This window comes from Mycobacterium asiaticum (assembly GCF_001673315.1).
Classification (GTDB): domain Bacteria; phylum Actinomycetota; class Actinomycetes; order Mycobacteriales; family Mycobacteriaceae; genus Mycobacterium; species Mycobacterium asiaticum_B.
Window position 1 is genome coordinate 15,583 of the sequence record NZ_LZLQ01000147.1, and the last position, 16,889, is coordinate 32,471.

Below are 16,889 nucleotides of genomic sequence, written 5' to 3' on the forward strand. Positions count from 1 at the left end.
CCAATCAGCTACTCGGCGGACCGCTGGGTGCTGCTCTGGGCATCGTCGAATTCCGTTGATATAGGCGGTAACTCACCAGCAGCGACGGCAGCTACCGAGTCTATGGCGGTCTGGTCCAGTTCGAAGAGTTCGCGCAGGGCTTCGGCGTAGCTGTCGCCGCCCGGGGCGCTCGCGAGTTGCTTGATCCGCACGGTCGGTGCATGCAGGAGCTTGTCGACCACCCGGCGGACGGTACGCGCCACTTCCTCGCGTTCGGCGGTGTCTAAGCCAGGCAACCGGTTGTCCAGGCGGAGCAACTCCGCTTCCACCACGTCCGCGGCCCGCTGGCGCAGCGCGGTCACGGTCGGAGTGACTTCGGCCATCCGCTGCCCGGCCAGGTACGTGGCGACCTCGGCAGCCACGATGAGGCGGGCGGCGTCCACGTCGGCGGCCGCGGCGTGCGCCGACGGCTCATGTTGCACCCGGTCGACGTCGACGACCAGCACGCCGGGCAGGCCCGCGATGGCCGGGTCGACGTCACGCGGCATCCCCAGATCGCAGATCACCAGGGGCTTGGTGACTTCGTCGCGGCGCACGTTGACCAGCGCGTGATGCACATCGGCGAGGGTGACCACGTGGCTGACGGCGCCGGTGCAGCTGACCATCACGTCGGCGTCGGCCAACGCGTCGGGCAGGCCATCCAGCGTCCAGGCTTCGGCGGGTATTCCGGCCGCGTCGATCTTGTCCGCCAGCCGTCGAGCCCGGGCCAACGACCGGTTCAGCACGTGCACCCGGCCGATTCCGGCGCGGGTCAAGTGTGCCGCCGACAGAGCGCCCATCGCGCCGGCGCCGACCACGACGGCGGTCTTGCCGCTGAGGCTGCCCAGGTTGCGTCCGGCGATGTCGAGGGCCACCGACACCACCGAGGCGCCGGCCGCGTCGATCGCGGTCTCGGAGTGCACCCGCTTGCCCACCGAAAGCGCTCGTTGAGCGAGTTCGTGCAGGACCCGGCCGACCGCGCTGTTCGCCTCGGCGGAGGCGTACGCCCGGCGAACCTGGCCGAGCACCTGCTGCTCGCCGACCACCGCCGAATCCAGGCCACTGGCCACCGAGAACAGATGCTCGACGGCGGCCTCGCTGTAGCGGACATACGCGTGCTTGGTCAGGTCGCCCATCGACAACCCGGAGTGATCGGCCAACACCTGGCCGATCACCGACAATCCGCCGTGGAACGCCTCCACCACGGCGTAGACCTCCACGCGGTTGCACGTCGAGAGCAGCATCGCCTCGGTAACCAGGGATGACTGCAGCACTTGGTCGACGATCTTGATCTGATCGGACTCATCGATGCTGAGTTGTTCCAGGACCGAGACCGGCGCACTGCGGTGCGAAACCCCGAAGAGCAAGATGCTCACGGCAGCATCACCTGGCCCGCTCCCTTGCAGCTTTGGAAAGTGAACTGCTCTCTACGGTAGACGGTTGTCAGAGGACCTACCAAATGTCGGCAATGGCCCCGAATGGTTACGCCCCCGGACCGCCTCGCTCAGCGGCCCGCGAGGTCGGCCCGCAACCGCGGTTCGTCGACCTCCCAGTAGCTGTGCTCCCGACCGTCCAGCAGGACCACCGGCAGCCGGTCGCCGAACTCGGCCCGCAGTGCGGTATTTCCCGCCGCCGCCGCGGCGTCGACATCGGTGGTGGCCAGGCTGAAGTTCAGCTCGCCGGCCAGTTCCATCAGGCGATCATGCATCCGCTGGCAGAGCTCGCATCCGGCCCGGGTCAGCAACTCGACTCGCGGCCGGTTTCCGGGTGGCGTCATGGCCACCAGTGTGGCAGTTGGACTGCGGATAGGGTTGATGGCGACACGGGATCGGAAACCGGGCCATGCAGCGACTTGGGAGGTTGGGCTTATGTCTTCCATGGCTTCCTTCGACCCGGTGGACCCCACCGGTCGGGTGGATCTGGAGTCGCTGACCGCGAACGCGAGTGCCGAACGCGCGCTCGACGGCTTGTACGCAACCAGCGATGACGAGCGTCCGCCACCGCCGGTGGACCTGACCGCAGCCGCATTCTTCGACGTGGACAACACGCTGGTACAGGGCTCGTCCGCCGTCCACTTCGGGCGCGGTCTGGCCGCCCGTCACTATTTCACCTACCGGGACGTGCTGGGTTTCGTCTACGCGCAGGCCAAGTTCCAGGTGCTCGGCACGGAGAACAGCGCGGACGTCGCCGCGGGTCGGCGCAAGGCGCTGGCCTTCATCGAGGGACGGTCCGTCGACGAGTTGGTCCAGTTGGGCGAGGAGATCTACGACGAGATCATCGCCGACAAGATCTGGTCGGGCACCCGCGAACTCACTCAGATGCATCTCGACGCGGGCCAGCAGGTGTGGCTGATCACCGCCACGCCCTACGAACTGGCGGCGACCATCGCCCGCCGGCTCGGCCTGACCGGGGCCCTGGGTTCGGTTGCCGAATCGGTCGACGGCGTCTTCACGGGTCGGCTGGTGGGCGAGATCCTGCACGGGACCGGCAAGGCACACGCGGTACGGTCCCTGGCCATCCGGGAAGGGCTCAACCTCAAGCGCTGCACGGCCTACTCCGACAGCTACAACGACGTCCCGATGCTCTCGCTGGTAGGCACCGCCGTCGCGATCAACCCCGACGCCCGGCTACGCAGTCTTGCCCGCGAGCGCGGCTGGGAGATCCGCGATTTCCGGACCGCGCGCAAGGCCGCCCGGATCGGGGTGCCGTCGGCGCTGGCTTTGGGAGCGGCCGGCGGCGCGCTGGCGGCGCTGGCGTCCCGACGCCAATCGCGCTGATAAGCTGCGCCGCTGAGCACCTATTCGAGCGGAAAGCAGCGGCATGACAGTTCCTCAGGGAGCCGAAGGCATCATCGGTAAGCACTACCGGCAGGAGGATTACTTCCTGGTGGGGCGCGAGAAAATTCGCGAATTTGCCGCTTCGATCCAAAACGATGACCCGATGCACTTCGACGACGAGGTCGCCGCCGAAGCCGGCTACCCCACGCTGGTGGCCCCGTTGACCTTTCTGGCCATCGCGGGGCGGCGTGTCCAGCTGGAGATCTTCACCAAATTCAGCATCCCGATCAACATCGCTCGGGTCATGCATCGGGACCAGAAATTCCTTTTCCACCGACCCATCCTGGTCGGCGACAAGCTACACTTCGACACGTATTTGGATTCGGTGATCCAATCCCACGGGACGGTCCTGGCCGAAATCCGAAGCGAAGTGACAGACGCCGAAGGTAAACCCGTTATCACCAGCGTGGTCACCATGTTGGGGGAAGCTGCGCGTCACGAATCCGACGCAGAGGCAACCGTCGCGGCAATTGCATCCATCTAAACAGAGCAGGTAGCGTCGATTTAATGACATCAGAAGGCACCCAACTTCAGCCTCCGGTCGAGGACGTGCAGTCGCATTACGACCGGTCCAATGAGTTCTTCAAACTGTGGCTGGACCCGTCGATGACCTACAGCTGCGCCTACTTCGATGAGAACCCCAACATCGACGAGCCGCAGTCCAAGACACTCGAAGAGGCGCAGTTCGCCAAGCGCAAGCTGGCGCTGGACAAGCTGAACCTCGAGCCCGGTATGACGTTGCTCGACATCGGCTCCGGGTGGGGCTCGACGATGCGCCACGCCGTCGAGCACTACGACGTCAACGTCATCGGTCTGACGCTGAGCGAGAACCAGCTGGCCCACTGCGAGCAGAAGTTCGCCGAGATGGACAGTCCGCGTCGCAAAGAGGTGCGTCTGCAGGGCTGGGAGCTGTTCGACGAGCCGATCGACCGCATTGTCTCGCTGGGCGCGTTCGAGCACTTCGCCGACGGAGCCGGCGACGCCGGCTACCAGCGCTACGCCACCTTCTTCAAGAAGTACTACAGCTTGCTGCCTGACGACGGCCGCTTCCTGCTGCACTCGATTGTGGTGCCCACCGCCGAAGAGGGTAAAGCGATGGGCCTCAAGACCACGATGACCCTGCTGCGCTTCATCAGCTTCATCCTCAAGGAGATCTACCCCGGCGGGAAGTTGCCCCAGGTAGAGCAGGTCGACCGCTACTCGACCGAGGCCGGCTTCAAGATCGAGCGCCACCACTTCATCGGCAAGAACTACGTGCCGACCTTGAACGCCTGGGCCGACGCCCTGGAAGCGCAAAAGGACAGGGCCATCGAGCTCAAGGGCGAGCAAGAGTACGAGACGTTCATGAAGTACCTGCGCGGGTGCTCGGACCTGTTCCGCGACGGCTACACCAACGTCTGCCAGTTCACCCTGGTGAAGTAGTCAGCCACCGCGACGCGATCAAACGGAAAAGCCCCGATTCGGTACGAATCGGGGCTTTTTTCGTTTTGTCGTAAGCCGTAAGCCCTTGTCGTAAGCCGTGAGCCTCGGTCGTCAGCTGTGCCGCGGGGCCTAGCCGAAGAAGATGTTGCGCCGCCCCGCCAACAACCGGTACAGCGTCTGCTGGATGGTCTCGCGCACCTGATCGGTCAGCTCGAACGTGACCATCGGGTCTTCGGCGTCGCTAGGCGAGTAATCGGCAGTGCGGATCGGCTTACCGAACGCGATCCGCCACTTCGACGGCAGCGGCACGAGACCAGCCGGGCCGGCCAACGGGAACAGCGGCGTCACCGGGAAGTAGGGCACACCAAGCAATCGCGCCAGCAGCTTCACGTCGGCCAGCATCGGATAGATCTCTTCAGAGCCGATGATCGAACACGGCACGATCGGCGCCTTGGTGCGCAAGGCCGCGGAGACGAAGCCACCCCGACCGAAACGCTGCAATCGGTAGCGGTCTTCGAACTTCTTACCCAGCCCCTTGTAACCTTCCGGGAAGACCGCCGTCAGCTCTCCCGAGGCCAGCAGACGATGGGCGTCGGACGTGCACGCCATGGTGTGACCGGCCTTGCGGGCCGTCGACCCCACCACCGGCAGGTCGAACACCATGTCGGCGGCCAGCAGGCGCAGATCGCGCTCGGCGGGATGCTCGTCGTGCACCGCCACCGACAGCATCAAACCGTCGAACGGCAGCACCCCGGCGTGGTTCGCCACGACCAACGCCGCGCCCTCGGTCGGAATGTTCTCGATGCCGCTGACCTCGACCCGGAACCAGGAATTGAAGAAGAACCTCAGCAAAGGCCGAACGACCGCATCATTGAAATGCGGGTCGAACCCGAATTCGTCGACGGTGTAGTCCCCGGTCAGCCGCTGCCGCAGAAAACCGGCAACCGCGGCGACGCGTTGGGCGACGTCGTTGAGTGGCGCTTCGCCCGTCGATGTTGCGCCCCCGACGCGGCGGTGCTCGTCGATCTCGCGGACGACGGCGGCGATGTCTTCGGCCGAGGCGCGACCGCTCGGATCGGAGAGCAACGAGGGGTGCTGACGAGACGCATCCGAACGCTGACCGGCACGGCGACGCGCCGCTACACGACCCCGATTGGTGTGCAGGGGAATAACATTCGCTCTGCTCTCACCCGCCACGTTTCTTATCCAAATCTATTTGAGCTCGACTGCGGAATTGGAATTCGGCTACCCCAACGCTGTGCCACCGCTACGGCACGACCTTCCCAGGAGCGTACCCGATCTGGGTCGATTATGGGAGTCAGCCCACGTCCGCGAACGTAGTCGTCAAATGCCTCGGCCGTGGACCACTTTGGCTGATAACCAAGTTCGGAAACCATTCTGGTGGTGTCCATCACGCGGCCATAACTTAAGTAAGCAAATTGGTCTCGATTGATCTCATTGTAACGATTAGCGCGTCTCAGCGAATCCAGCGCCCAGACCCCAAAACTGGGTACGGGCAACGGGATTCGACCGGCGCGACGAATTGCCTGGGATAGCATGATGATTCCGTCGGCCCCGATGTTGAAGGTGCCGGCCTTCCCTGCCATCGCGGCACGCTCCAAGGCACCCAGCGCGTCCTGCTCGTGCAGTAACTGCAGTCGCGCGTCGCGACCGAACATCGTTGGCACCAGAGGCCCTGCCAGATACCGAGACAACGACGTGTCCATCGCCGGGCCGATCATGTTCGCCAGCCGCAGGATGGTCACCGCGATGTCGGGCCGGCGCCGCCCCAGCCCACGCGCGTAACCCTCGATGTCGAGACTGTCTTTGGCAAACCCCTCCCGGAAGGGCCGACGGCTGCTGCTGTCCTCGGTGAACATCACCGGATCGTGCGGACTCGACCCGTAGACCTCGGATGTCGACTTCAGCACCACGCGCCGCACCGAAGGAGCGTTCTGACAAGCGGCGAACAACTGCATCGCGCCCATCACGTTCAGTTCCTTGAGCGCCGCGGTTCCGCCGGATCGCGGCGCGTAGGACGCGGCGGCCGCGTGCACCACCGTGTCGACTTCGCCGTTGCGGATCACCTTTGCGATGAAAGGGTTCCGAATGTCGGCGCGGACGAACTCAGCGCGCCCCATGCGGCGCAGCATGTCCTTGCTCGGCGCGATCGCGTCGACCGCGATGACGCGGTTGATCAGCGAGTTCTGCACCAAACGAGCGGTCAGGTAACCGCCGAGGAATCGGCATGCACCGGTAACCAGCACCACCTTGGGGTAGTGCACGGTGTCGCCGTCGCTGCTCCCCCCGTTCGACGAATCCACCTTGTCAGCCTAGCTAGCAGCAGGCAGGAGCCGACAGAACTTACTTGCCAAGTTTTCTGCGCTGCACCCGGGTGCGACGTAGCAGCTTGCGGTGCTTCTTCTTCGACATACGCTTGCGCCGCTTCTTGATTACTGAACCCATGAACTCCGCTATCTAGACCCGTGACCGGCTTATGACTTGACCCGGACACTTTACCCAACCGCGGGTGGACAACACCAAATGGCCGCCGAGCAGCCGCAGAAAACCCGAAGACGTGCCGTTTCAGGGGCCTTTGCGTCTGCTGACGCTACCGAGTGCGCCCGGGCTGGTTAGCCGGCGTCGAAGTACGACGTCTCCAGCATGTCGTGGACAGCCTTGGCGTGGACGCGGAAAGAACGCCCGACCCGAACTGCGGGCAACTCGCCGTTGTGCACCAGCCGGTACACGGTCATCTTGGACACCCTCATCAGTGCCGCGACTTCGGCGACAGTCAGGAATTGCGTCCGACTTTGTCCCGCATCGGCTGAGCCGGCAGCGGGTGCCGCCTTACCTGCAGAATCCCGTGCTGATGGCCCGTTCGTAGACGTCATCGCTACCCAATCGTGTCAGGCCCGCGCAATGCCAGCGGCTTCCCCTCCGCTGGCACCAACACGTGCATACAAAGAGGAGAATAGCGGGACTAGTGGGGTTACTGGTACTGGTGAGAGACAATCAGTTCAAAATTCTTGAATTATTCCGATGTAATTCGCAGCTGCTCAGAGCGCTTTTTGGCGGCTTGGACGGCCGCATCGACGGCGATCCGGAAGCCGCCGCGTTCAAGCTCCCGCAGCGCAGCGGCGGTGGTGCCGCCGGGTGAGGCCACCGATGCCCGCAGCTGGGCGGGTGAGGTGTCTACCCGCAGACCGATGGGACCGCCGTCGGTCGGTCGCCGTCCCTCGTCCATCCGTTCCAGCAGCATCGCCGCGGATCCAGCCATGGTCTGGGCGGCCAGGTCGGTAGCCACCTGACGGCTCAATCCCACCGCGACACCGGCGTCCACCAGGGCTTCCACCAACAGGAAGAAATACGCGGGCCCGGAGCCCGACACCGCGGTCACCGCATCCAGTTGCTGCTCGGGAACCGTGAGCACGCCGCCGACCGCGTCGAACAGCGCGGAGACCTCGGCAAGCTGTGGAGCCGTGACGAAACGGCCTTTGGCCAGTGCGGTGACCCCGGCGCCGACCAGCGCCGCCGCGTTCGGCATCGCGCGGACCACCGGCGTCCCAGCGGGCAGCTTGGATTCGAACGAAGTGATGGTGACGCCCGCCGCGACGGTGACGAACACCTGTTCCCCGCTGTCGTGCTCAGCCGCTGCGGCGACACCGGCAAGTTCGTCGATGACCGACTCGACGTCGACCGGCTTGACCGCGACCACGATGAACGTCGCGTTCTCGGCAGCATCCCGCACGGAGGTCACCACCAGCACGCCGTAGGTGCTGGACAGGTATTTCGCCCGATCCGACATCCGTTCGGCCACCACCAGGTCCTTGACCTGTCGGCCCGCCCGCAGCAGTCCGGACAACAGTGCCTCACCGATGCTGCCGCCGCCGATGATCGCGATTCTTGCCATGCCCGAAGCATTGCAGACCGGGCGGGCGGGTTACCGGGCAGGCACCATGGCCAGTTGGCGCGCTTGCACTACCAGCCGCCCCAGTTCGTCGACGACGGTGTGGTCCTCGTCGAACCAGTCATGCCCGATCTCTACGCAGGTGGCGATGATGCGCAGCCAGCCGTCGGCCGGCAGTGACCGCAGCAGGGCAGTGAGCTGGACCGTCGGCGCCCAGCCGGTGCGGTCCACGGCGAAGGTCACCGGTGCCGACAGGTCCCCGCACATCAACGCGAACAGCGGGTCGGGAGCCAGATCGCGCGGGCGCGCCCACATCTGGATCACTGGCGGCCCTCCCTGGGCCGGAGGTTCCATGGTCGACAGCACCGGCCGGATGTCGCAGCCCGCACCCAGGTGCACCAGGCCGGCCAGTGCATGGCCGGGGCCGATCGGTGCCAGGTCAGCGGGCGGTTGGGGCGCCATCAGGTCCACCACCGGGTTGGCCGACAGCAACGGCGCGGTCTCCCCCGGTAGGTGGTGTTCCGGCTCGCCCAACGTCACGACCGTGTGCACGGCGGTCCGGTCACCCTGCATCAGTTCGACGTCGACCACGCTGATCCGGCGGCCTCGCTTGCGCAGCGTCGTCACCAGCCGCATCGCTCCGGGATCGGGCGCGGAAAGGAAGTTCGCCGACACCGCGACCGGTTGCAGATAGTCACCGCCGTGGGCGGTCCGGGCGGCATTGGCGCACAACGCGACCATCACCCCGCCGTGCACCTTGGGACCGATGGTCCAGTGCTCGTTCAATTCGCCCTCGAAGACCTGGTGAGACCGGTCCTCGGTGCCGACGGGTTGCAACGCCATCGCGCTGCTGAACAAGGGAGTGGTCATCAGCGCAGCAGGTGGGTCCGGGCGAATTGCAGGGATTCGATCAGCATCGCCTCGCGCTCCGCGGCCGAACGCGCCGAGGAGGTGGACACCTCAAGCACGACGTGCCCGGTGAAGTCGCTCGCGGCCAGCATCTGGCATACCTCGGCGGTGGGCTGGGTGCCGTGGCCGGGCACCAAATGTTCGTCGGCGGGCGACCCGCTGCCGTCACACAGGTGCAGATGCACCAGGCCCGAACCCATTCGGCGCGCCATCTCCATGGAGTCGGTGCCGGCGGTGGAGGTATGGGACAGATCGAGCGTGTAGTGCGCATGGCCTCCGTCCAGCGGGTCATATGACGGCGCGAACGCCGAGATCGCCGGTCCGGGCCCCCCGCCGCGCCGGCGCATCCTTTCCCGGGTTTGGTCCGAGCCGAAGAAACGGTCGGCCCGAAACGGAAACATGTTCTCCACGGCCACCATCACATTGCTGGACGCTTCCAAGGCCATCACCTGTTCCCGGAATCCCTCGGCATAGCGCCGTTGCCACCGAAACGGCGGGTGGACGACGACGGTCTGCGCGCCGAGTTGTTCGGCGGCACGCACACTGCGGTCCAATTTGACGATCGGGTTCGCACCCCACACTCGCTGCGAGATCAGCAGACAGGGCGCATGCACGGACAACACCGGCATTCGGTAACGCTGCGACAGCTTGCCGATCGCGTCGATGTCCTGGCTGACCGACTCGCCCCAAACCATCAGCTCGACCCCGTCGTAGCCGAGCCTGGCCGCATACTCGAACGCGGCCTCGGCCCGCAGGGGATACACCGAGGCCGTGGATAGGCCGACTTTGATTGCTGGGCGCACTGTCTGTCTGAAGCCTGTCCGAGGCGCCTAACCCGTTGTCTGCAACAGGGCCATCGGTCCGAGGGTGATCAGGGCACCCACCGCCACCGCGATCAACGTGCTGCCGATGTCCTCGGTTTTGCGGACCACCCGCACCCCGACCACCAATCCCAGGATGACAAGCACCGACAGCACCAGGGCAACAATGGAGTTCCACCGCCACAGTTGGTCGAAGGCGATGAACAAGCCGGCCCCGAAGACCACCGCGAGAATCGACTGCAACACCGTCACCAGGCCGGCGCCGATCGCGGCCAGTCTGTCCCGCGAGCGCGTTTGCCGCGCTGAGCGGTCGGATTCCAGCTCGGGTTCTTCAGCGTCCTCTTCGAACAGTTCGGGCAGCTCGCCGCGTCGCCGGGCCACCTCGTCGGCAATGGACTGCCCACCGAACAACGTGTGTTCGGCGTCGTCGTCGGATCCGTGCAGATACGAACGCACGTAAGCCGAATCCTCGACAGAAGTTTCGGCTTCGCGTACCTCGCTGTCCATGACGTCCACCGAGGCGTCTGTGTAGTGCCCGACCGGGTCTGGACTCATGCCCTCCGCGCCGGACTGCTGCTCCTGGGCGTCGACGACGTCCAAGTGACGCAGGGGCCGTGGGTACTCGCTGCGCTCGGGTCCGCCTTTGCGTTTGCCGATCGGTTCTGACTTCGGCCAGCGGGGCTCGGGTTCGGACCAGTACAGGGACTTGGTTTCCGGTCCGGCGTCAGCTGGTGGCTGTTCGATGTCGGCAGGGGCCTCGACCGCTGGCGCGGGCGCCACGACAGATTCAGGCTCGACGGCGGATTCGGGTTCGACGGCTTCGGGTTCGACGGCAGATTCGGGTTCGACGGCAGGTTCGGCTTTGGCGGCGGGTTCGGCTGGGGCCACTGCGGGCGCCGGGCGGGCGGCCTCTTCGTGGCGGTCGTCCCGGATGATCGGAATTTCGCCGGTCAGCTCGGCGACGCTGATCGAATCGTCACCGCGACGGCGGCGCCGCCGCCGGGTGACTGCCGGGGCGCCGATGGTTCCATTCCTGGCCAGCAGCTCGGCGACCGAGATCTGCTTGGTCTCCTCGGAATCTGGTCCCGTCATGCTTTGCTGCCTCTCGATCGGTTGGGCGCGGTCCGATCAACCAACTGACCTCCAGCATTGCGCACCGGGGTCTCCATGAGCGCGGTTCCGTCGGCTTCACTGTCGAGTTTGCGCAGAATGAGACCTTCCCGTAGCGCCCACGGGCAGATATCCACCGCTTCGATTGACAGCGCTCGCATGCTCGCCTCCGCTACCAGAGCACCCGCCACGATCTGCGGCGCGCGCTCGGCGCTCACTCCTTCCAGTTCTGCCCGGTCAGCGGTCGTCATCCTAGAGATGAAAGATATGAGTTGTCTGAGGCCGTTGGCCGTCAGCGTCCGCTTCACGTTCGGGCCCGCAGCCGATGGCGCCGCGCCGGTCAGCCGCGCCAAGGACCGGAAAGTCTTCGACGTGGCGACGGCCAGGTCGGGCGCACCGGCGTCCAGGACCGTGGCGCTGGGCTCGGCGAGCTCGGCGTCCAGCCAGTCGCGCAGCATCGCCACCCGCCGCCGCCCGGGCGGGTCGTCGGACAACCATTCGCGGGTCAGCCGCCCGGCCCCCAGCGGCAGGGACAGCGCCACGTCGGGCTCCTCGTCCACCCCGCTGGACACCTCCAGCGACCCGCCGCCGATGTCGAGGTTGATGATTCGTCCCGCGCTCCACCCGAACCAGCGCCGGACCGCCAGGAAGGTCAGGCGGGATTCGTCGACGCCGCGCAGCACCTGAAGCTCGACGCCGGTCTCCTTGCGCACCCGGGACAGCACGTCGTCGGAATTCTCGGCGTCGCGCACCGCGGACGTGGCGAAAGCCATCAGCTCGGCACATCCCGAGCTGACCGCGATCTTGGCGAACTCGTCGATCGTGGAGATCAGCTTGTCCGCGCCGCGCTTGGTGATCTTGCCGTCGCTATCGGTGGCCTCGGCCAGCCGCAGGGTGGCTTTGGTCGAGCTCATCGGGGCCGGACATCCGCCCCGATGCGCGTCGACCACTAATAGATGGACCGTGTTGCTACCCACGTCCAGGACGCCCAATCGCACCAACCAAAACTAGCCGGAATGACGGTGCGCTCCGCTCGCGGCCCGCAGCCAGGCCCACCGCCGGGCGTGGCGACTCGCGCTGGACGGCGAAGCCGGTAGCCGCCGGAATACTGGACTAACGTTGCAACCGTGGAGAACTCGCGGCCCGGGCAAGAGGTCGAACTGGATTTCGCCCGGGAATGGGTGGAGTTCTACGACCCTGACAATCCCGAACACCTGATTGCAGCCGACATGACCTGGCTGCTGTCGCACTGGACCTGCGTGTTTGGCACACCCGCCTGCCAGGGCACCGTGGCGGGCCGCCCGGACGACGGGTGCTGCTCGCACGGCGCGTTCCTCTCCGACGACGACGACCGCGCCCGGTTGGACGACGCGGTGAAGAAGCTGACCAGCGAGGACTGGCAGTTCCGCGACAAAGGCCTGGGCCGCAAGGGGTATCTGGAGCTCGATGAGCATGAAGGCGAGCAGCAATACCGCACCCGCAAGTACAAGAACGCCTGCGTTTTCCTGAACCGGCCCGGCTTCCCCGGCGGCGTCGGCTGTGCCCTGCACAGCAAAGCCCTGAAGCTCGGTGTGCCGCCGCTGACCATGAAACCCGACGTCTGCTGGCAGTTGCCGATCCGGCGTAGCCAGGACTGGGTGACGCGGCCGGACGGCTCCGAGATCCTCAAGACCACGCTGACCGAATACGACCGCCGCGGCTGGGGCTCGGGAGGTGCTGACCTGCATTGGTACTGCACCGGAGATCCGGCCGCCCATGTCGGCGCACTGCAGGTCTGGCAAAGCCTCGCCGACGAATTGACCGAGCTGCTCGGCGAGAAGGCCTATGCCGAGCTGGCCGCAATGTGCAAGCGGCGCAGCCAATTAGGGCTCATCGCGGTGCATCCCGCGACTCGCGCGGCCCGGTAGCGCGCTCGTCGGCATCGCCACCTCCCGGGTAGGCCAGCATCATCCGCAGCGCGCTGGCGTTGAGGTAGGTCTCGACGGCGGCGGCCGCGGCCGCGGCATCTCCCGCCCGCACCGGCTCCGTGATCGCTTGCAGGTCCGACATGACCGCCCCAGCGTCGGTGTAAGCCTCGGTGAGCTCGTGTTCGCGGCCGCCGAAGGCATCCTCCACCCAGCGATATAGCAAACCCAGCGCGCGGTTGCGGGTGCTGCGTATGAGTACCCGGAAGAACGCGAGGTCGGCCGCCTGGCGCGCGGCGGCGGTGTCGGTTTCTCCCACCGCCGCCAGCGCGGCGGTCAAGGCCTCGCCATCCTCGGCGGTGCCCCGCTGAGCCGCCAACCGACCGATCAGCGGACCCAGCGCCGCACGGATCTCGAGCAACTCGGCCAAGAATCCGGGTCCCAGCTTGCGCACCAGCGCCTCCACCACAGCCGGATGGGTCAGGCCCTCTGGGTCACACACCACGCTGCCGCTGCCGTGCCGGACTTCGATCAGACCCATCTGCTGCACTCGCGCCAAACCCTGCCGCAACGAGGTGCGATTCACTCCGAGCTGCTCTGCGAGTTCCCGTTCCGGCGGCAGCGTCGATCCCGGCGGAAACACCCCGTCGAGGATGGCGTCCGCGATCGACGCGGCGATCTGCTCGTCGACGCGCTGCCGATCCGGGGGCGAAATACGACTCGATTGGTTCATTGGCTCAACCAATATAGTATGTTCGCTGTGACGAAGGGAACAGCGGTGCACAGCGAATTGCTCTCAGCGGCGAACCCGCGCTGGCGGGGTAAGCCCGGACGGCTGGAAATCTGGTACTCGACGCTGTCGGATCCGGCGACGAGCGCCGGTTTGTGGGTGCATTGCGAAACGGTGGCCCCGACCGACGGAGCGCCGTACGCCCTGGGCTGGGCCACCTGGTTTCCGCCCGCCGGGCCGCCTCGCACCGAACGATTCGGCCCCGAACCCGTCCAACCCGCGTCCGGCCCGGACTGGTTCCACGCGGTAGGCGCTGTGGTGGGACCGGAAAAGTTGGCCGGGCGCGCAGGATCGCTCGCTTGGGAACTGTCCTGGAAGGACACCTCGGCTCCGTTGTGGACGTTCCCGCGCTTGGCCTGGGAGCGCGAGTTGCTGCCCGGCGCCCAAGTCGTGCTCGCGCCCACGGCGGATTTCACCGGTTCGCTGACCGTGGACGACGCCGCCGTTGCCGTCGACAACTGGCGGGGCAACGTCGCCCACATCTACGGGCATGGCAACGCCAAACGCTGGGCCTGGGTGCACGCCGACCTCGGCGACGGCGACGTGCTGGAAGCCGTCGCCGCGGTCTCGCACAAGCCTGGACTGAACCGCCTGGCACCGCTGGCGTTCGTTCGTTTCCGAATTGACGGAAAAGATTGGCCCGCAAGCAATTTACCGTCGCTACGGATGCGGACCCGGCTTGGTCTGCAGCACTGGCAGTTGGAAGGCCGCATCGGGCGCCGGGACGTGTTGATCCGGGTGGATCAACCCCCGCAGCGGTGCGTGAGCCTGGAATACACCGATCCGGACGGCGCCAAGTGCGTCTGCACCAACACCGAGCAGGCCGACGTCTACATCGAGCTCGGCGACCGCCGGTGGGCGGTGCAGGGCACCGGCCATGCCGAAGTCGGCCTTCGTGGCAACCAGGCTCCCCCGATCAACGAGAGGACACGCCAATGAGTTTCGCATTGGACCCGCCGCTGCTGTTCGCCTCCGGAGTGCTCATCGAGCGTCGTATCCCGGCACAGCGCCGCGACGTCGTCGAAGCAGCCGTCATGGGCGTATTTTTCGCCGGGTCGTTCGGTTTGTACAACAACGTGCCCGGCCTCGGCTTCCTGTGGCGTCCGTTCCGCGCGCAGAACGGACGCGATTTCATGTGGAACAGCGGCGTTTTCGACGTCGAGACCGACAAAGCCGAATGGCCGTTGCACGCGGCGGCCGGCGGCATTTTCGCGACCTACCCCTTCTTTTTGAAGCTCGGGCGCGGTGTCGGGCGATTGCTGTCCGCGCGTTCATGAGCCGATTGGCAGCACGCGCGACCGCCTCGTTCGGTACCGCACTGCTCCCCGAGGAGCACGGCGGGCCGTCCCCGGACCAGTTCGCCACACGCGTCGACCGGTATCTCGACCGGATGCCGGCCACCTCGCGGCTGGCGGTGCGCGCCGGGCTCTTCTCGCTGGCCGCGGCCAGCTACCTCACCACGGGCCGCTCGCTGAGCCGGCTCGGCCCCGCCGAACGCGAACAGGTGCTGCGTCGCATCGCGGCACTCAGCGCTGATGCGGGCGCCGCGGTGGAAGGCATGAAGGTGATCGCGTTGCTGGCCAACGGCGCCGACAGCTACGCAGCCGAACTGCTGGCCCGCGCCCAGCGCGACGACGTGGTCCGCCCGGACGCAGCGTTAGACGTCACCCCCGCAGCCGAGAGTGCATCCGTCCTCACCGCCGATGCGGTGATCGTCGGCTCGGGAGCCGGCGGCGCGATGGTCGCCCGCACCCTGGCCCGGGCCGGCCTGAATGTCGTTGTCCTGGAAGAGGGTCGGCGCTGGACGGTAGAAGATTTCCGCAACACGCACCCGATCGATCGGTACGCCGGGTTGTATCGCGGAGCCGGGGCGACCGTCGCGCTGGGACGACCCGCGGTGGTGTTGCCGATGGGCCGGGCGGTCGGGGGCACCACCGTGGTGAATTCGGGCACCTGTTTCCGCCCGCCACTGGGCGTCCAGCGGCGCTGGCGCGACGACTTCGGCCTGACCCTGGCCGATCCGGATAGATTCGGCTGCCACCTCGACGAGGTCGAGCGCACCCTGCAGGTGGCGCCTGCGCGTCGTGACGTCATGGGCCGCAATGGCAACCTGCTGCTGGACGCTGCGGGGTCGCTGGGTTGGCAGGCGGCGCCGATCCCGCGCAACGCGCCGGGCTGCGAGGGTTGCTGCCAATGCGCCATCGGGTGTCCGCACAACGCCAAGTTCGGTGTTCACCTCAACGCGTTGCCCCAGGCCTGTGCGGCCGGAGCACGCATCATCTCGCAGGCCCGCGTCGAGCGGGTGCTGCATTCGAACGGGCGCGCTCGCGGGGTGCGCGCCCGTCGGTCGGACGGCACTGCGATCGACGTCCTGGCCGACACCGTGGTGATAGCCGCGGGTGCCACCGAGACACCGGTGTTGTTGCGGCGCAGCGGCCTCGGCAGGCATCCGCGGCTGGGCCGCAACTTGGCGCTGCACCCGGCGACGATGCTCGCCGGCCGCTTCGACGAGGATGTCTACGCCTGGCGGGGCATCCTGCAGAGCGCCGCGGTCCACGAATTGCACGAGTCCGACGGCGTGCTGATCGAAGCGACGTCGACACCGCCCGGCATGGGCTCGATGGTCTTTCCCGGTTACGGCGCCGAACTGCTCAGCTGGCTCGACCGGGCACCTCAGATCGCGACGTTCGGCGCCATGGTGGCCGACGCGGGCGTCGGCTCGGTGTTGTCGGTGCGCGGCGAGACGCTGGTGCGCTACGACATTGCCAAGGCCGACATCGCCAAGTTGCGGGTGGCGTTGGAGGCCATTGGCCGGTTGCTCTTCGCGGCGGGCGCGGTGGAAGTGCTCACCGGGTTGCCCGGTGCGATGACGGTGCGCTCCATGCCCGAGCTACGGGAAGTACTGGCCCGCAGCAATCCGCGCAGCCTGCACCTGGCTGCGTTTCATCCAACCGGCACCGCGGCCGCCGGCTCCGATGCGCAGGTGTGTCCGGTCGACTCGGCCGGCCGGCTGCGCGGCGTCGATGGAGTGTGGGTGGCCGACGCGTCGATCCTGCCCAGCTGCCCTGAGGTGAATCCGCAGCTGTCGATCATGGCGATGGCGTTGGCCGTGGCCGGCGAGATCACTGGATGACGGGCGACGCCGACACCCGCAACTCGCTACCGGAG

General features: G+C 66.6%; 19 protein-coding genes. 7 read left to right on the forward strand and 12 right to left on the reverse strand.

The window, feature by feature from the left end; all coding sequences use genetic code 11:
* Positions 1–8: 8 nt before the first annotated feature.
* Complete coding sequence (locus A5636_RS23415) at positions 9–1,394, reverse strand: glutamyl-tRNA reductase (RefSeq protein ID WP_065161032.1); 1,386 nt, start codon at positions 1,392–1,394, stop codon at positions 9–11.
* A 128-nt stretch (positions 1,395–1,522) separates the two neighbouring features.
* Positions 1,523–1,795 (reverse strand): glutaredoxin family protein, encoded by a 273-nt coding sequence (locus tag A5636_RS23420; RefSeq protein ID WP_065161033.1) that lies wholly within the window; start codon positions 1,793–1,795, stop codon positions 1,523–1,525.
* A 100-nt stretch (positions 1,796–1,895) separates the two neighbouring features.
* Here A5636_RS23420 and A5636_RS23425 point away from each other — a divergent pair, with 100 nt between their 5' ends.
* The 3 genes from A5636_RS23425 to A5636_RS23435 are packed head-to-tail and all read left to right on the forward strand — an operon-like array spanning position 1,896 to position 4,277.
* Positions 1,896–2,795 (forward strand): HAD family hydrolase, encoded by a 900-nt coding sequence (locus tag A5636_RS23425; protein ID WP_065161034.1) that lies wholly within the window; start codon positions 1,896–1,898, stop codon positions 2,793–2,795.
* Positions 2,796–2,838: 43 nt separating this feature from the next.
* A complete protein-coding gene (locus A5636_RS23430; protein ID WP_065161035.1) occupies positions 2,839–3,339 on the forward strand; it encodes an FAS1-like dehydratase domain-containing protein in 501 nt (166 codons plus the stop codon).
* Between the two features lie 23 nt (positions 3,340–3,362).
* A complete protein-coding gene (locus A5636_RS23435; protein WP_065161036.1) occupies positions 3,363–4,277 on the forward strand; it encodes a cyclopropane mycolic acid synthase family methyltransferase in 915 nt (304 codons plus the stop codon).
* Between the two features lie 129 nt (positions 4,278–4,406).
* Here the strand turns inward: A5636_RS23435 and A5636_RS23440 are convergent, their stop codons facing one another.
* The 9 genes from A5636_RS23440 to A5636_RS23475 all read right to left on the reverse strand — a co-directional run bounded on the left by A5636_RS23440 (position 4,407) and on the right by A5636_RS23475 (position 12,025).
* Positions 4,407–5,483, reverse strand: a complete 1,077-nt coding sequence (locus A5636_RS23440; RefSeq protein ID WP_155763971.1) for a lysophospholipid acyltransferase family protein — start codon at positions 5,481–5,483, stop codon at positions 4,407–4,409.
* Complete coding sequence (locus tag A5636_RS23445; protein ID WP_065161038.1) at positions 5,480–6,601, reverse strand: SDR family oxidoreductase; 1,122 nt, start codon at positions 6,599–6,601, stop codon at positions 5,480–5,482. The genes A5636_RS23440 and A5636_RS23445 overlap by 4 nt, the downstream gene beginning before the upstream one ends.
* 40 nt (positions 6,602–6,641) lie before the next feature.
* Complete coding sequence (locus A5636_RS25840; protein WP_003402602.1) at positions 6,642–6,743, reverse strand: 30S ribosomal protein bS22; 102 nt, start codon at positions 6,741–6,743, stop codon at positions 6,642–6,644.
* Between the two features lie 167 nt (positions 6,744–6,910).
* Positions 6,911–7,171 carry a cell division/environmental response transcriptional regulator gene (locus A5636_RS23450; RefSeq protein ID WP_065161039.1) on the reverse strand — a complete coding sequence of 87 codons (261 nt, stop codon included), beginning with the start codon at positions 7,169–7,171 and terminating at the stop codon, positions 6,911–6,913.
* 140 nt (positions 7,172–7,311) lie between these two features.
* On the reverse strand, positions 7,312–8,190 hold the full coding sequence (proC, locus tag A5636_RS23455) for a pyrroline-5-carboxylate reductase (RefSeq protein ID WP_065161040.1): 879 nt from the start codon (positions 8,188–8,190) through the stop codon (positions 7,312–7,314).
* Positions 8,191–8,220: 30 nt separating this feature from the next.
* Positions 8,221–9,057, reverse strand: coding sequence for a thioesterase family protein (locus A5636_RS23460; protein WP_065161041.1), 837 nt, complete (start codon positions 9,055–9,057; stop codon positions 8,221–8,223).
* Positions 9,057–9,899 carry a sugar phosphate isomerase/epimerase family protein gene (locus A5636_RS23465; RefSeq protein ID WP_065161042.1) on the reverse strand — a complete coding sequence of 281 codons (843 nt, stop codon included), beginning with the start codon at positions 9,897–9,899 and terminating at the stop codon, positions 9,057–9,059. The genes A5636_RS23460 and A5636_RS23465 overlap by 1 nt, the downstream gene beginning before the upstream one ends.
* Before the next feature lie 27 nt (positions 9,900–9,926).
* Entirely contained in the window at positions 9,927–11,009 is a 1,083-nt protein-coding gene (locus A5636_RS23470; RefSeq protein ID WP_065161043.1) for a hypothetical protein, read from the reverse strand.
* Positions 11,006–12,025 carry a Ppx/GppA phosphatase family protein gene (locus A5636_RS23475; protein WP_065161044.1) on the reverse strand — a complete coding sequence of 340 codons (1,020 nt, stop codon included), beginning with the start codon at positions 12,023–12,025 and terminating at the stop codon, positions 11,006–11,008. The genes A5636_RS23470 and A5636_RS23475 overlap by 4 nt, the downstream gene beginning before the upstream one ends.
* A gap of 129 nt (positions 12,026–12,154) precedes the next feature.
* On the opposite strand from A5636_RS23475, the gene A5636_RS23480 reads away from it, so the two are divergent.
* Positions 12,155–12,934, forward strand: coding sequence for a hypothetical protein (locus A5636_RS23480; protein WP_065161045.1), 780 nt, complete (start codon positions 12,155–12,157; stop codon positions 12,932–12,934).
* Here the strand turns inward: A5636_RS23480 and A5636_RS23485 are convergent.
* Positions 12,897–13,664 carry a FadR/GntR family transcriptional regulator gene (locus tag A5636_RS23485; RefSeq protein ID WP_065161046.1) on the reverse strand — a complete coding sequence of 256 codons (768 nt, stop codon included), beginning with the start codon at positions 13,662–13,664 and terminating at the stop codon, positions 12,897–12,899. The genes A5636_RS23480 and A5636_RS23485 overlap by 38 nt on opposite strands.
* A 27-nt stretch (positions 13,665–13,691) precedes the next feature.
* Here A5636_RS23485 and A5636_RS23490 point away from each other — a divergent pair, with 27 nt between their 5' ends.
* From A5636_RS23490 to A5636_RS23500, 3 genes are read left to right on the forward strand one after another with little or no spacing between them, the layout of a single operon-like run.
* Entirely contained in the window at positions 13,692–14,660 is a 969-nt protein-coding gene (locus tag A5636_RS23490; protein WP_253900683.1) for a hypothetical protein, read from the forward strand.
* On the forward strand, positions 14,657–14,998 hold the full coding sequence (locus A5636_RS23495) for a hypothetical protein (RefSeq protein WP_065161048.1): 342 nt from the start codon (positions 14,657–14,659) through the stop codon (positions 14,996–14,998). Before A5636_RS23490 ends, A5636_RS23495 begins: the two co-directional genes overlap by 4 nt.
* On the forward strand, positions 14,995–16,854 hold the full coding sequence (locus A5636_RS23500) for a GMC family oxidoreductase (protein WP_065161049.1): 1,860 nt from the start codon (positions 14,995–14,997) through the stop codon (positions 16,852–16,854). Before A5636_RS23495 ends, A5636_RS23500 begins: the two co-directional genes overlap by 4 nt.
* Positions 16,855–16,889 lie beyond the last annotated feature (35 nt).